Origin of the sequence: Roseovarius salis, from assembly GCF_044472985.1 — a bacterium.
GTDB lineage: Bacteria > Pseudomonadota > Alphaproteobacteria > Rhodobacterales > Rhodobacteraceae > Roseovarius > Roseovarius salis.
In genome coordinates this window covers 1-13,709 of record NZ_JBISDG010000041.1, presented here as the reverse complement: position 1 = coordinate 13,709, position 13,709 = coordinate 1, and the positions used below count along the sequence as shown (strand labels likewise).

Sequence of the window (13,709 nt, the reverse complement as noted above, 5' to 3'; positions counted from 1 at the left end):
TCACTGCTCCTGGCTGGGCTTGAGGTCACTCGCGGCGAGCCCCTCATCGGGCTGCGGCGCTTTCCGGCGGAGGCGGGCGAGCCAGTGCGCGGCGTCGACGACAAGGCCGTAGAGGCCGCGCGGCATGAACATCACCACCAGCACGAAGATCACGCCCAGCATCAGGTGCCACCCCTCGACGAAGACGTCCGAGAGACGCCCCTCCAGCATGTTGACGAGGATTGCGCCGATCGCCGCGGCAAGGACGGACTCACGCCCTCCGACCGCGCACCAGATGACGATGGCAAGGCTGAAGGACACGCTCATGTAGGTGGGCGAGGCAAATTCGAGCACCAACGTGTAGAGCATGCCGGCCCAACCGGCGAGCGCGGCGGAGATGCAAAAGACCACCGACTGATAGCTTGCAACATTGTAGCCGAAGAACCGTGTCCGGTCCGCGTCCTCGCGGATGGCGCGCAGCACCAGCCCGAACTTGCTGTGATTGAGGTAAAGGCCAAGGGTCAGCGCCACCATCAGGCAGGCGGCCACAAGGTAGTAGAACCCGGTGCTGTAGGGGTCGACCGTCCAGCCGGGCAACGCGAGTTGCGCAAGCCCCGTAAGGCCGTTCTGCCCGCCGGTCAGCCCCTGCTGCTCGATCACGACCAGCTGGAACGCCACCAGGAATGCCAGCGTGATGATGGCCACGAACACCCCGGCAATACGTGCACGGAACATGAACACCGCGATCAGCCCGCCCACGAATGCGGGCACCAGCAATCCGGCCAGCAGGGTGAACCAGAGCGAATGGAACGGCACCCAGATGAGCGGCAGCTCGGGCACGTTGTTCCAGCCCATGAAGTCGGGCATGCCGTTGCTGGCCTGCAATTTAAGGTGCATGGCCATCGCATACGACCCCATCCCGAATGTCGCGGCCTGCCCCAGATTGAGCAGACCCGCCGTGCCCCAAGACAGGGCGAGGGCCATGGAAAGGATCGCGAGCGCGATGTAGCGGGAAAATGTGTTGAGCTCGAAGCCGTCGAAGCCCATCAGCACCGGCACACCCAGCATGATGACGGCGGCGAAAAGCACGAGTGCTGCGATATCGATCGAGAGTCTGGATTTCATTTCGGGAACCTCAGCGGCGTGTATCGGATGGGAACAGACCGCGCGGACGGAAGCGGATCAGGATGATGATGCCCGCCAGCACGGCGATCCGGCCGAGCGTGTCGTTCAGAAGCATCGAGAACAGCGCGGTCGCCTCGCCGATCAGGACGGAGGCCGACGCCGCGCCGATCAGGCTGCCCAGGCCGCCCACGATGACCACGAGAAACGCATCGACCACCAGCCCGGTGCCCATTGTCGGGATGGTGCTGAAAAGCGGCGTGATCAGCGCGCCGGCTATGCCAGCAAGGCCCGCGCCATAGGCAAAGGTCGCGGAATAAACATGCTTGGCCTCGATGCCGTAACACTCCGAAATTCCGCGGTTCTGGATGACGGCGCGCAGCTTCGTACCGAACTCGGTGCGGGTCATCAGCAGCCAAGACGCCACAAGCACCGCGACGGAAAACGCGATCACGAACAGCCGGTAATTCGACATGATGAGCCCGCCGATCTCGACGTTGCCCGACAGGATTTCAGGCCCCTTGACGAAACGCGATTCCGCCCCGACCGAAAGACGCACCACCTGTTGCAGGATGATGCCCACGCCCCACGTGGCCAGGATCGTGTCCAGCGGGCGATGATAAAGACGCTGGACGATCACCTTTTCGATGACCCATCCCACCGCGGCAACGGCCACGAACACGAACGGCAGGGCCACAAGCACGCTGAAGCCTGCATGCGTCTGCAGGGCCCATGTAGCGTAGGCGCCCAACATCACGAACTCGCCGTGGGCAAGGTTGATCACGCCCATCGCGCCATAGATGATCGCCAGCCCGAGCGCGATGATCAGCAGGATCGAGGCCATGCTGAGACCGGCGAAGAGTTGATTTAATACCACGTCCATGGAGATACCTCTCCCTTGGACCCGGCTCGTGTTTCAGAGCCGGGCCGACCATGAGTGATGGCTGAAGATGTGTCGGCGTGTTACGCCTTCACGAGCCCCTCGGCCGTGCAGGTCTGGCCTTCGTAGGCCGCGTAGGGCAGCGGGGCGATCCGCTTGTCCGACTCCACCAGGACCTGGGCCTGCCCGTCGGACTGCCATTGGCCGATCTTGGGCCAGAGATGCGTGTGCAGGTTCTCGTCGATCAGAACCTCGCCCTGCGGCGCGTTCAGCTTCATGCCCACGGCCGCGTCGCGGATCGTCTGCGGCGTGATGTTCGCCGGGTCGAGTTTCTCCAGAGCCGCCTTGAACTGGTAGACTTGGAAATAGGCCGCCTCACTGACGAAGTGCGTGACCTGATCGCCACCGTAGCGCGACTTGTAGGCTTCGACGAAGCGTTCGTTCTCGGGCGTCTGCGTGCCCATGAAATACGGCGCCGAGGAAAAGTGGCCGGCCGCCGCCTCTCCGCCGATCGCTTTCACCTCGACTTCCGACCGGGTGAGGCTGACCACGGGCATCTTGGCAGGGTCGAGTTCCGCCGCGTGATACTGTCGGGCAAAGGCAACGTCGGAATCGCCCACCACCGTGGCAAAGATCACGTCCGGCTCCTCGGCGCGGATGCGGTTGATGACCGAGCTGAAATCGGAATGGCCCAGCGGAACGTATTCCTCGTGCACGACCTCGCCGCCATGCTTTTCCAGCAGGGTCTTGCAGTAATTGTTCTCTTCCTTCGGGTACACGTAGTTGTTGCCGATCATGTAGAACCGGGGGCCGAAGTTCTCGATCGCCCAGGGGATCAGATCATCCTGCTGCTGGTTGGGAACCGCGCCCCCGTACATCACGTTGCGCGAACATTCGCGCCCCTCGTAGAGCGTCGGGTACCAGTAGAGGTTCCCACGCTGCTCGGTCACGGGCAGCACTGCCTGACGGCTGGCCGACGTGTAGGACCCGAATACGCTGACGCACTTGTCGCGGATCATCAACCGGCGCGCGCGGTCGGCATAGGTGGCGGGGTCCGATGCGGGGTCCTCGATGATGGGACGCAGCTGCATGCCATGCACGCCCCCGGCGGCGTTGATTTCCTCGATCGCCATCAGCGCGGCATCGTGAAGCGTGCTTTCGACCACGGCCACTGCACCGGTTAGCGAAAACAGCAGGCCGACGGGAATGTCATTGCCCTGCGCGTAGGCCGAGGTGGAGCTTGTCAGCAAAGCCGGGGCCGACAGCCCGCCCGCCATGCCGACCGTTCCGAGGGCACCCACCCTTCCCAGGAATTCGCGACGTTTCATCATGTGTCTCCTCTGTTGCTTATCGAGCGGCCGGTTAGGCAACAAAAAAAGGCCCTCCAACGTGGACCTGTGCCACGTACGGAGAGCCTCTTTGCTCATCGCTCATTTAATTTTCGGCTCGCAATTGAGCCACGTAAACGGTGCAAGAAGCCCGTTATCTTTGAAAGAAAAACAATTCCTTCAATTTCAAGTATTTGGCAATATATGGCCCGGCCGCGCGACGCCGCATCAAGCGCCCGGCCCTTGCCGGCGCGTCGGCGCATGACGCCACGTCATGCGGATTCGGAGACCGCCCTGACGATACCGGCCGCGCCCGGCCCGTCTGCGGGCCGGCACCGACCGGGGCCCAGACGGGCAACCGCCTACCGCATCAGCACCACCGGGACCTTGCAGGAACGGACCATCTCGGTGGTGGTCGACCCGATCACGAGGCTCCGGATACGGCTGTGACCGTAGGCGCCCATCACGACCATCCCGAAGCCCTCTTCCTCGACCAGTTTGCCGAGTTCGGCTTCCGGTTGGCCCGGGACCACGCGGGTATCGGCGTCGATGCCCGCGGCCGCCAGCATCGCCCGTGCGTCCGCCAGCCCCTTGTCGATCTCCGGTGTCCGCGTCCCGACGGTGACGAGGGTCACGGCAAGGCCGGCAAACAACGGGCTGCGCGCGATATGATCGACGGCCCGCATCGCCGAACGCCCGCCGTCATAGGCGACAAGTACGGTCTCGATGGGCTTGAACGCCCGGGCGGCGACGAAAACCGGGCGGTGCGCGGCGCGCACGATACGTTCCAGGTTGGAACCCAGATGGCCCTTGGCGAAATCCGCCGCTTCGCCGCGCTTGCCGATCACGATGACCCGCGCATCGCCCTCGATCTCGCCGATCGCCTCGACGATGTCGCCGTGGCGCAGGCGCGTGGTGATGTCGGTGACGCCATCGCGGTCAACGATCGCGCGCGCGTCCTCCAGAATGGCGCGACCGCGATGGGACACCAGCTTTGCCCGCTGTTCGTCCAGTTCGGCAAGCTCTTCCATGAGCCGCGTCCGCGCACCCAGCCGGATGGACCCCGACAGGTCGGCCTTCGGCGGCGCCTCGCGCCGTCCAAGCACATGGATGAGTTCGACCGGCGCCCCGGTTCTCTCGGAAATCCACGCGGCGTGATCGCACACGCTCTCCGAGTAGATGGAACCGTCGACCAATGCGACAATCCTGTCCGTCATGGGGGGTCCCTCCCTCAATGCTCCAGAAGCGTGTTCATGGCGCCGGGCTTGTCATGTATGGCAAGCCGGTCCACGAGGGTTTCGGTGGCCGCGTTCATGCCAACGACCTCGACCTCGGCACCGTCGCGGCGGAATTTCAGGATCGCAAGATCAAGCGCCTGCACCGAGCTTATGTCCCAGATATGTGAGCGCGAGACATCGATCACGACGCGCTCCGGCGCCTCCTTGAAGTCGAAGGCCGCCATGAAATCCTCGACCGATCCGTAAAACAGCTGGCCCTCGACATGGTATGTCCGCACCCGGCCATCCTTGCTGATCTCCGACGTGACACGGAACAGCTGCGCGATCTTGCCGGCAAAGAAGATCCCCGACAGCAGCACCCCGACGAGCACCCCTATGGCGAGGTTGTGGGTGTATACCACCGTCACCACCGTCGCGATCATGACGACGGAGGAGGACCGCGGATGCACGCGCAGGTTCTTCAGCGACGACCACGAGAAGGTGCCGATGGACACCATGATCATGATGGCAACAAGGGCAGCCATGGGTATGATGCTGACAAGGTCGCCCAGCCCAACCACCATGACGAGGAGAAACACCCCCGCCGCGGCGGATGACAGCCGCCCGCGGCCACCCGATTTGACGTTTATGATGGACTGGCCGATCATCGCGCAGCCCGCCATCCCGCCGATGAAACCGGTCGCCGTGTTGGCCAGCCCCTGACCGATGCATTCCTGGTTGCGATGCGATGTCGTGTCGGTCAGGTCGTCCACGATGTTCTGCGTCATCAGGCTTTCGAGCAGCCCCACCACCGCCACCGCGACGGAATAGGGCAGGATGATCATCAGCGTCTCGAATGTCAGCGGGATATCGGGCAGCAGGAACACCGGCAGCGTATCGGGCAACGCCCCCATGTCGCCCACGGTGCGCACGTCCCACCCGAACGCGAAGGTCAGCAGCGTCAGGACGATGATGGTCACCAGCGGCGAGGGAACGGCGGTGGTCAGAAGCGGCAGAAGGTAGATGATCGCCAGCCCTGCCGCCACCAGCGCATAGGTCAGCCAGGTGACGGTCCTGGGGTCGAGTTCGGGCAGTTGCGCCATGAAGATCAGGATCGCCAGCGCGTTGACGAAGCCCGTCATCACGGATTTCGAGACGTAGCGCATGACGAAGCCGAGTTTCAGAACGCCGGCACCGATCTGGATCAACCCTGCCAGCACGGTCGCGGCCAGCAGGTATTGCAGCCCGTGATCCCGCACGAGCGTCACCATCAGCACGGCCGTCGCGGCGGTCGCCGCCGAGATCATGCCGGGGCGTCCGCCGGTGATCGCCGTGATGACGGCGATGGAAAAGCTTGCGTAAAGACCGACCTTGGGATCCACGCCCGCGATGATCGAAAAGGCGATCGCCTCGGGAATAAGCGCCAGCGCCACCACGAGACCGGCCAGAAGGTCGCCGCGAATGTTGCCAAGCCATTGGCCGCGATAGGCGTCGAGAGAGATCATGAAGAAACTTTTCCCCCAACCGGCCCGGCATGTCGTGCCGCGCCAGCATGCAAGTATACCGGTGTCTGTCGTCGTCCGGCGGACAGGCCAACCGGAAGGGCCACCCGGGATTGTCTCCGCGCCCGGGTTCGCTGCATCGCGGCATAAAGGGTCCGGCAAGAAAGGGCAACAGGATTGACCCGTCAACCGGCGGCCGCGTCACGGCCTGCACGTCGATACCGGTGCGGCAACCCCGGCGGGGCTGACGGGATCAGTTGCCCGTGAACCTGGGCTTGCGCTTTTCGAGGAAGGCCTGCATCCCCTCGCCCTTGTCCTCGCTTGCGAAAAGAAGCTGTAGCGCCTTGCGCTCCAGCGCCAGCGCGGCCCCGAGCGGAGCATCCATGCCGTGCAGGATCACCTCCTTGATCTGCGCGACCGCCACGGGTGGCAACCCCGCGATCGTGCGGGCCATTGCCATCGCTTCGTCCATGACCATGTCATCGTCGACCACCTTGCTCGCAAGGCCCATGTCCCAGGCCTCTTCGGCGCCGATCACCTCGCCGGTCAGGCACAGGCGCATGGCGCGGAACTTGCCGATCTCGCGCACGAGCCGTTGGGTGCCACCCGCGCCGGGCATGATCCCCACGCGCACCTCGGGCTGGCCGAGCTTGGCGCTGCGGCCAACGATCGTCACGTCGCACAGCATCGCCAGCTCCAGCCCGCCGCCAAGGGCGAACCCGCTGACCGCGGCGATTACCGGAACCGGGCAATCACCGATCGCGGCCCAGAGCCGCTCGGTATGGCGGTGATACATCTCGATGGCCGACACCTCCGACATGTCGGCGATATCAGCCCCGGCGGCAAAGCTCTTGTCGTTTCCGGTCAGAACGATACAGCGCAGGTCGGCCTCGTCGGCAAGGCCGCGGAACACCTCGGCCAGCTTCTTGCGGATATCGAGATCCAGCGCGTTGCGCACGCTGGGCCGGTTGAGCCGCACCTTGGCAATGCCAGGTTCCGGCCGCTCGACGAGCACGACCTCTGCGGACTGATCGGGTTGGTTGGTCATGGCTGCTCCAATAGCATCGAAACCCCCTGCCCCACGCCCACGCACATGGTGCACAGCGCGTTGCGTGCCCCTCTCCCCTGCAACTCCAGCGCCGCGGTCAGCGCAAGGCGCGTGCCCGACATCCCCAGCGGGTGCCCCAGCGCAATGGCCCCCCCGTTTGGATTGACGTGATCGGCATCATCGGGAAGGCCGAGATCGCGCAGCACGGCAAGTGCCTGCGCGGCAAAGGCCTCGTTGATTTCGACAAGCTCGATATCGCCGATTTCCAGGCCGCGGCGTTCCAGCAGGCGGCGCGAAGCGGGCACAGGTCCGACGCCCATGATGCGCGGGGGAACGCCCGCGCTCGCAAAGCCGGTGATCCGGGCAAGCGGCGTCAGCCCGTATCGCTCCGCCGCCGCGGCCGAGGCGACCAGAACCGCCGCCGCGCCGTCATTGACACCCGAGGCGTTCCCCGCGGTCACGCAACCGTCCTCCCGAAAGGGCGTCGGGAGCCCGGCAAGCTTTTCCAGCGATGTCAGCCGCGGATGCTCGTCGCGCTCGACTGTCACGGTTTCCTTTCGGCTTTTCCGCGCTTCGATGGGAACGATCTCTTGCGCAAGGCGCCCCGAGTCCTGTGCGGCGGCGCAGCGCTGCTGGCTGCGCAGGGCAAACGCGTCCTGGTCCTTTCGGGCGATGCCGTACTCTGCCGCCACGTTTTCCGCCGTCTCGGGCATGGAGTGGGTGCCGTAACCGGCCGCGAGGTCGGCGTTGACGAAACGCCAGCCGATGGTGGTGTCGTAGATCTCGGCCTTGCGCGAGAAGGCCGTCTCGGCCTTGGGCATCACCATAGGCGCCCTTGTCATGGATTCGACCCCCCCGGCCAGGACGACATCCGCCTCGCCGGTACGCACCGCGCGCGCGGCCTGCCCAACGGCGTCCATCCCCGAACCGCAGAGACGGTTCAGCGTCACGCCGGGCACGTTTTCCGGCAGTCCAGCCAGCAGCGCCGCCATGCGCGCGACATTCCGGTTGTCCTCGCCGGCCTGATTGGCACAGCCCATGAAAACCTCGTCCACCGCCTCGGCAGGCAATTGCGGGGCCTGCGCCATGACGGAGGCCAGGACATGGGCAGCCATGTCATCGGGCCGGACCGTCGCGAGCGCGCCGCCGAAGCGACCGATGGGCGTGCGCAGCCCGGTGCAGAGAAACGCGTGTGTCATCATGCCTCCTTCAGAGGGGCGAGTCCGGGTCGAAATCCGGCCGTCTCTTGTCCTTGAGCGACGACAGCCCCTCCTGCACGTCGCGCCCGTTGAACCCCATGAATTCCAGCGCGAGCGAGGTGTCGAAGGTCGGGCCGGCCTGCCGCAGCCAGTTGTTGAGGGCATATTTCGTCCAGCGCACCGCCGACGGGGCGCCGCGCGCCAGCTTCGTGGCCACCTCGACGGACTTGTCGTGCAGCGCGTCCGGCTCGGTGCACAACGAGACCAGCCCGATGCGCTCGGCCTCTTCACCGCTCACCGGCTCGCAGAGCATGAGGTAATATTTCGACTTGGCCATGCCGCACAGCAGCGGCCATACGATCGCCGCGTGATCGCCCGCGACGACCCCCAGCCGGGTATGTCCGTCGATGATGCGCGCCGTCCGGCTCGCGATGGAAATATCGGCCAGAAGCCCCGCGACGAGCCCTGCGCCCACCGCCGGCCCCTCCATCGCGGAAACGACGGGCTTGGAGCAGTTGATCACGTTGTAGACAAGGTCGCGCGCCTCTTTCCAGACGCGGCTGAGCGTCTGGAAATCCTGCGTCATGTCGCGCACCAGATCGAGGTCGCCGCCCCCCGAGAAGGCATCGCCCGCCCCGCGAATGATCACCGCGTTGATCTCGGGGTCCTCGTCGATGTCGCGCCAGACCCGGACCAGCTCGCCATGCATGACCGCGTCGGCCGCGTTCATCCGGCCGGGGTTGTCCATCGTCACCCTCAGCACTCGCGCCGCCGGCCAATCGAATGTCAGCTTCTCGTACCCGTCGTACCACTTGGTCATATCTTCTTCTCCCTGCCTTCCCAGAAGGGTTCCTTGAGGATGTTTTTCTGGATCTTGCCTATGGGCGTCTTTGGAAAGCCCTCGACGAACTCCACGTGCCGCGGGCGCTTGAACCGCGCCAGCCTTTCGGCGCAATGCGCCACCAGCGTGTCCACGTCCAGCGTCCGGCCGGCCTTCAGCATGACGAAGGCCGCCGGCACCTCGCCCCACTTGTCGTCGGGGATGCCGAACACCGCGCACTCGGCAACCTCTGCCCGGTCATAGATGACGTCTTCGATTTCCTTGGGATAGATGTTCTCGCCGCCGGAGATGATCATGTCCTTTGACCGGTCGATCAGCGTGATGAATCCGTCCTCGTCGATCGTGCCGACATCACCGGTCAGGGCCCAGCCGTTCTGCCAGAACGCCTCGGTCTGCGCCGGTTCATCGTAGTATTCCAGCATCACGTTTTCACCCCGCGACGCGATCTCGCCGATCTCGCCGGGCCCGACCCGATTGCCATTCTCGTCGATGACCGCCACGTCGACATTGTAGCATTGCCGCCCGATGGACCCGAGCTTCCCGGGCAGGTACCATGATCTCAGCGATGTCAGGACACCCATTTCCGACTGGCCGTAGATCTGGGTGATCGCGAGATCGGGCAGCTTTTCCATGAGATCCTGCTGCACCCAGTCGGGCATCGGCGCCCCCGCGAAGGACACCTTGCGCCAGCTGGCATAGTCGGCGGCGTCGAAACCGGGATCGCTGACCACCATGGCCAACTGGGTAGGCACGGCAAACAGCGCGGTCATGCCCGTTTCCTTCACCATCGCGGCGAAATCCTCGACCGACCACTTGGTCAGGAACGTCGTCGTCGCCCCCGCCAGGATAGCGGGCTGGAACATGATGTTCAGCGCCGCGACATGGAAAAGCGGCGTGACGATGCCCACAACGTCGCGCTCGTCTATGGCCTCTTCGACCATGACCGTATGTGCGGTGACGTTGCGGTTGCGGTGGCTGCACAGGACCCCCTTTGGCCGCCCCGTCGTGCCCCCGGTATAGGTCATGCAAAACGGATCGTCCTCGTCGATCTCGACGGCCGGGTAGTCATCGGACGCCCCCGCGATGAACGTCTCGAACGCCTCGTCCTTGCCGCCGTCATCACCGATGCACACGAGCTTTCGCAGCTTGGGCAGGTTGTCCCGGACGGCCGCCACCTTGTCGCTGAAGGCGTCTTCGTAGATCAGCACCTCGACATCGGCCTTTGCCAGTACATAGGCCAACTCGTCCGGCGCGTAGAGCACGGACACGTTCACCATCACGCCGCCCGAGCGCGCTATGCCGAAAAAGGCAATGCCGTACTCGGTGCGATTGCGCGACAGGATGCCCACCTTGGTGCCCTTCACCACGCCTTCATCGACAAGCCGGTTGGCCAGCCGGTTGGCCGCCCGGTCAAGCCCCCGGTAGCTCAACGAGCGGCCCTGCCAGAGAATCGCGGGTTTTTCCGGAAACCGCTCGGCAGAGCGCCGCAGCATATCACCTGTCACCATTGCTTCCTCCCTCTTGCCGGCCAACAGTCGCACCAACGCCCTCGACATGTCCCGAAGCAGGCGCTAAACGCAACGAGTAATTGCAGAAATGGCTTCCGCAGAGCGGAATATATAACGTTGGATTTCTTGACATGGCCCAGGAAGACCGACAGTTCGTCGACGCGCTGGCGCGCGGGCTTGCGATCCTTGAGTGCCTCTCGCGTGCGCATCATCCCATCGGAAACCGCGCGATCTCTGACGCCGTGGGGCTCGCCCCTTCGACGGTGAGCCGGTTGACGCACACCCTGTCCGTGCTGGGGTATATCCGCCCCACCGGCACCGGGCGCGCCTACGAGCTGACGCCCAAGAGCCTGACACTGGGCTACCCCGTCCTCGCCGGGCTCAGCCTGCGCGACCGCGCGCGCCCGCACCTTGAATCCATCAGCCAGCGCACCGGCGAAACGGCCGCGCTGGCCATCCGCGACGGCCTCTACATCACCTTCGTGGCCGTGGTGCAGGGCACCAACCTGGTATCCGTGCGGCTGGCGACCGGCGGGCGGCTGAGAATGCAGGTTTCTGCGGCAGGCGTGGCCCTGGTGGCCGCCCAGCCCGAGAAGGAGCGCCGCATGCTGGCCGGACGGCTTCGCGCCGATCTCACGCGCCGCGGCGAGTCCACCGAACGCTTCGACGCGGCGCTCGAGGCGTGTCTCGAGGATGGCTACGCGGTCATACGCAACTCGTGGCGCGAAGGTGTGGGCGGCGTGTCCGTCCCCGTCCGCTTTCAGGACGAGATGGCGGCGCTTACCATACCCGTTGCGACGGGCAGCGTGTCCGAGGCGGAGATGCGCGGCACGCTGGCGGAACTCCTGAAGGCCGAGGCCGGCGCGTTGTGAGCCCCCCGCGCCCATGCCGTCATGCCGCGCGGGCCCGCAGCCCCAGCTGGGCACGCCGCCGCAACCACTGGCTGGGTCTGTAGCGGTCGTCCCCGGTGAGCGTCTGAAGCTGCGACATCACGGCAAAGACGGTTTCCACCCCGAGCGTGTCCGTCATCTCCAGCGGGCCTTGCGGGTAGTTCAGGCCGAGACGCATGGCCGTGTCGATCGCCTCGGGCTCGGCCAGGCCCATCTGCGCCATCTCGCAGCCGAGATTGCAGACCATGGCCGCGATGCGCTGGCCGATGAACCCCGGAGAATCGGAGATGACCGTCACCGCGCGCTCGCTCGAGAGGAGAGCGGCAACACCGTCCACGATGTCCTGCCGCGCGCATGGCGGCGACATGAGCGTGACCCGGGTGGATGTGTCACCCAGCGGATCGAGAGCGACGAGCCGGCGGAAATCCCGCCCCGTCCGCGCGGCATGGGCCGCGCAGTCCTCGCCCGTAAGCGTCACGAGCACGGGCGACGCGCCGTCATCTTCGGCAAGCACCCTGCCCCCGCAGGCATGCACGAGATCGGCCGGCATCGGGGTGCCATCGGGCACAACCACGCGCGCCGCCGGCGGCACCGCGCGTGCAGCACCGGGCGCCGCCGGCTCTGTCTGCCCGTGATGGGCGTAAAACCCGCGCCCGGTCTTTCGGCCCAGCTGGCCGGTGTCGAGCATGTACTTGTGACGCGCGGTCGAGCGCAGGCGCGGATCGCCGAACATCGAGCGGTGGACGAATTCCGTGACCGGAAAGTTCACATCCATCCCGGTGAGGTCCAGCAACTCGAACGGCCCCATGCGGAACCCGAAACAGTCCCGCATGACGGCGTCGATCTGCTCCGGTCGCGCCACCCGTTCCTGCAGGATGGCAAGCGCCTCTGTCGAATAGGCGCGGCCACCGAAATTGACGAGGAAGCCCGGCGTATCCGTGACCTGCACCGGCTCGCGCCCCATCCGCCTTGCGAGGCCGGTCAAAAGGCTCAGGACGTCATCGGAGGTGTCGGGCCCCGGGATCACCTCGACAAGGCGCATCAGGGGCACCGGGTTGAAGAAGTGCAGCCCCGCCACGCGCGCCTTGTGTTCCAGCCGTGCCGCGATCGCCCCGACGGGGAGTGACGACGTGTTGGTGGCAAGGATCGCGTCCTTCGCCACGTACCGCTCCAGCTCGGCGAAAAGACCGGCCTTGGCATCGAGATCCTCAACGATGGCCTCGATGACCACGGAACACGGTGCAAGAGCATCGAGGCGTTCGGCAACCTCGATCCGATCTTCGGCGGCCTCCCGGGCGGCCGCGTCGATCTTGCCCTTCTCCACGAGACGGTCAAGACGCTTGGCGATCCCGGCCTTGGCCTGCGTCGCGCCGCCGTCGCGCGCATCGTAGAGGCTGAGCGCGATACCGTTCTGGGCCGCGACCTGCGCGATGCCCGCGCCCATGGCACCGGCCCCGACCACGCCGAGCCTGAAACCCTTGTCAGCGATATCCTTCATTGGGCCTCCTTCGGGATTTTCCGGTTACAAGAGCGGGCGGGACAGCCCGCCATCGACCGTGAGATTCTGTCCGGTGATGTAGGCGGCATGAACCGAGCAGAGAAAGGCGCAGGCGGGTCCGAAATCGGCCGCCTGCCCCAGCCGCCGCATCGGCACGCTTTCGGCCATGGCGGCCTTCGCCTCTTCCGGGGCGATACCCTTGGCCTTGGCCTGCGCGGCATAGACCCGCTCCAGCGCGCCGGTATCCATAAGCCCCGGCAAAAGGTTGTTCACCGTGATGCCGTCGGCGGCCACCTCGTGCGAGAGGCTGCGCATCGCCCCGGTAAGTCCCGCGCGCACACCGGTGGCCACGCCCATGTTTGGGTAGGGGTCGCGCACCGAGAAGGAGGTGACGTTGACGATGCGGCCATAGCCCTCGGCACGCATGTCCGGCAGCAAGATCCGCGCAAACTCTATCGCCGGGATCATGTTGGTGCCCAGCGCCTTGAGCCAGACCTCCTCGGAGTGGCCTTCGACCGGGCCGGGCGGGGGCCCGCCGGCATTGCTGACGAGAATGGTGATCGGGCCGAGCGCGGCGCGGGCCCTCTCGACGATCTCGCGCGCATGGCGTCAAGGAGAGCAGGCATGAGCCACCCCGACACCAATAACGGCCCCGTCAACCCGTTGCCGGCCTCCGTCATCGTGCTGGTTGCCGCGA

12 protein-coding genes are annotated in these 13,709 nt (G+C 65.4%); 1 reads left to right on the top strand and 11 read right to left on the bottom strand.

Annotated elements, in window-relative coordinates; genetic code table 11:
- The 9 genes from urtC to ACH13J_RS14950 all read right to left on the bottom strand — a co-directional run bounded on the left by urtC (window position 1) and on the right by ACH13J_RS14950 (window position 10,624).
- Window positions 1–1,104 (bottom strand): urea ABC transporter permease subunit UrtC, encoded by a 1,104-nt coding sequence (gene urtC / locus ACH13J_RS14990; protein ID WP_397544159.1) that lies wholly within the window; start codon window positions 1,102–1,104, stop codon window positions 1–3.
- Window positions 1,105–1,114: 10 nt separating this feature from the next.
- Window positions 1,115–1,984, bottom strand: coding sequence for an urea ABC transporter permease subunit UrtB (gene urtB, locus ACH13J_RS14985; protein WP_397544158.1), 870 nt, complete (start codon window positions 1,982–1,984; stop codon window positions 1,115–1,117).
- 80 nt (window positions 1,985–2,064) lie between these two features.
- Window positions 2,065–3,309 carry a transporter substrate-binding protein gene (locus ACH13J_RS14980; protein ID WP_397544157.1) on the bottom strand — a complete coding sequence of 415 codons (1,245 nt, stop codon included), beginning with the start codon at window positions 3,307–3,309 and terminating at the stop codon, window positions 2,065–2,067.
- Window positions 3,310–3,671: 362 nt separating this feature from the next.
- Window positions 3,672–4,526, bottom strand: a complete 855-nt coding sequence (locus ACH13J_RS14975; protein WP_397544156.1) for a universal stress protein — start codon at window positions 4,524–4,526, stop codon at window positions 3,672–3,674.
- Window positions 4,527–4,540: 14 nt separating this feature from the next.
- Window positions 4,541–6,031, bottom strand: coding sequence for a SulP family inorganic anion transporter (locus ACH13J_RS14970; protein ID WP_397544155.1), 1,491 nt, complete (start codon window positions 6,029–6,031; stop codon window positions 4,541–4,543).
- Between the two features lie 250 nt (window positions 6,032–6,281).
- The gene (locus ACH13J_RS14965; protein ID WP_397544154.1) at window positions 6,282–7,076 is read right to left on the bottom strand and encodes an enoyl-CoA hydratase-related protein; all 795 of its coding nucleotides are present in this window, start codon (window positions 7,074–7,076) and stop codon (window positions 6,282–6,284) included.
- Window positions 7,073–8,275, bottom strand: coding sequence for a 3-oxoadipyl-CoA thiolase (gene pcaF, locus ACH13J_RS14960; protein ID WP_397544153.1), 1,203 nt, complete (start codon window positions 8,273–8,275; stop codon window positions 7,073–7,075). The genes ACH13J_RS14965 and pcaF overlap by 4 nt, the downstream gene beginning before the upstream one ends.
- 10 nt (window positions 8,276–8,285) lie before the next feature.
- Window positions 8,286–9,095: an enoyl-CoA hydratase/isomerase family protein gene (locus tag ACH13J_RS14955; RefSeq protein ID WP_397544152.1), complete on the bottom strand. Its 810-nt coding sequence runs from the start codon at window positions 9,093–9,095 to the stop codon at window positions 8,286–8,288.
- Entirely contained in the window at window positions 9,092–10,624 is a 1,533-nt protein-coding gene (locus tag ACH13J_RS14950) for a long-chain-fatty-acid--CoA ligase (RefSeq protein ID WP_397544151.1), read from the bottom strand. Before ACH13J_RS14950 ends, ACH13J_RS14955 begins: the two co-directional genes overlap by 4 nt.
- Before the next feature lie 131 nt (window positions 10,625–10,755).
- On the opposite strand from ACH13J_RS14950, the gene ACH13J_RS14945 reads away from it, so the two are divergent.
- Window positions 10,756–11,496 (top strand): IclR family transcriptional regulator domain-containing protein, encoded by a 741-nt coding sequence (locus ACH13J_RS14945; protein WP_397544150.1) that lies wholly within the window; start codon window positions 10,756–10,758, stop codon window positions 11,494–11,496.
- A gap of 19 nt (window positions 11,497–11,515) precedes the next feature.
- Here ACH13J_RS14945 and ACH13J_RS14940 read toward each other — a convergent pair whose 3' ends face one another.
- Window positions 11,516–13,012, bottom strand: a complete 1,497-nt coding sequence (locus ACH13J_RS14940; RefSeq protein ID WP_397544149.1) for a 3-hydroxyacyl-CoA dehydrogenase — start codon at window positions 13,010–13,012, stop codon at window positions 11,516–11,518.
- 24 nt (window positions 13,013–13,036) lie between these two features.
- Complete coding sequence (locus tag ACH13J_RS14935; protein ID WP_397544176.1) at window positions 13,037–13,606, bottom strand: SDR family oxidoreductase; 570 nt, start codon at window positions 13,604–13,606, stop codon at window positions 13,037–13,039.
- Window positions 13,607–13,709: the final 103 nt, after the last annotated feature.

Bases quoted from the DNA above. Each gene is read 5' to 3' on its own strand.
- urtC (WP_397544159.1), bottom strand. From the start codon at position 1,104: ATGAAATCCAGACTCTCGATCGATATCGCAGCACTCGTGCTTTTCGCC.
- urtB (WP_397544158.1), bottom strand. From the start codon at position 1,984: ATGGACGTGGTATTAAATCAACTCTTCGCCGGTCTCAGCATGGCCTCG.
- ACH13J_RS14980 (WP_397544157.1), bottom strand. From the start codon at position 3,309: ATGAAACGTCGCGAATTCCTGGGAAGGGTGGGTGCCCTCGGAACGGTC.
- ACH13J_RS14975 (WP_397544156.1), bottom strand. From the start codon at position 4,526: ATGACGGACAGGATTGTCGCATTGGTCGACGGTTCCATCTACTCGGAG.
- ACH13J_RS14970 (WP_397544155.1), bottom strand. From the start codon at position 6,031: ATGATCTCTCTCGACGCCTATCGCGGCCAATGGCTTGGCAACATTCGC.
- ACH13J_RS14965 (WP_397544154.1), bottom strand. From the start codon at position 7,076: ATGACCAACCAACCCGATCAGTCCGCAGAGGTCGTGCTCGTCGAGCGG.
- pcaF (WP_397544153.1), bottom strand. From the start codon at position 8,275: ATGACACACGCGTTTCTCTGCACCGGGCTGCGCACGCCCATCGGTCGC.
- ACH13J_RS14955 (WP_397544152.1), bottom strand. From the start codon at position 9,095: ATGACCAAGTGGTACGACGGGTACGAGAAGCTGACATTCGATTGGCCG.
- ACH13J_RS14950 (WP_397544151.1), bottom strand. From the start codon at position 10,624: ATGGTGACAGGTGATATGCTGCGGCGCTCTGCCGAGCGGTTTCCGGAA.
- ACH13J_RS14945 (WP_397544150.1), top strand. From the start codon at position 10,756: ATGGCCCAGGAAGACCGACAGTTCGTCGACGCGCTGGCGCGCGGGCTT.
- ACH13J_RS14940 (WP_397544149.1), bottom strand. From the start codon at position 13,012: ATGAAGGATATCGCTGACAAGGGTTTCAGGCTCGGCGTGGTCGGGGCC.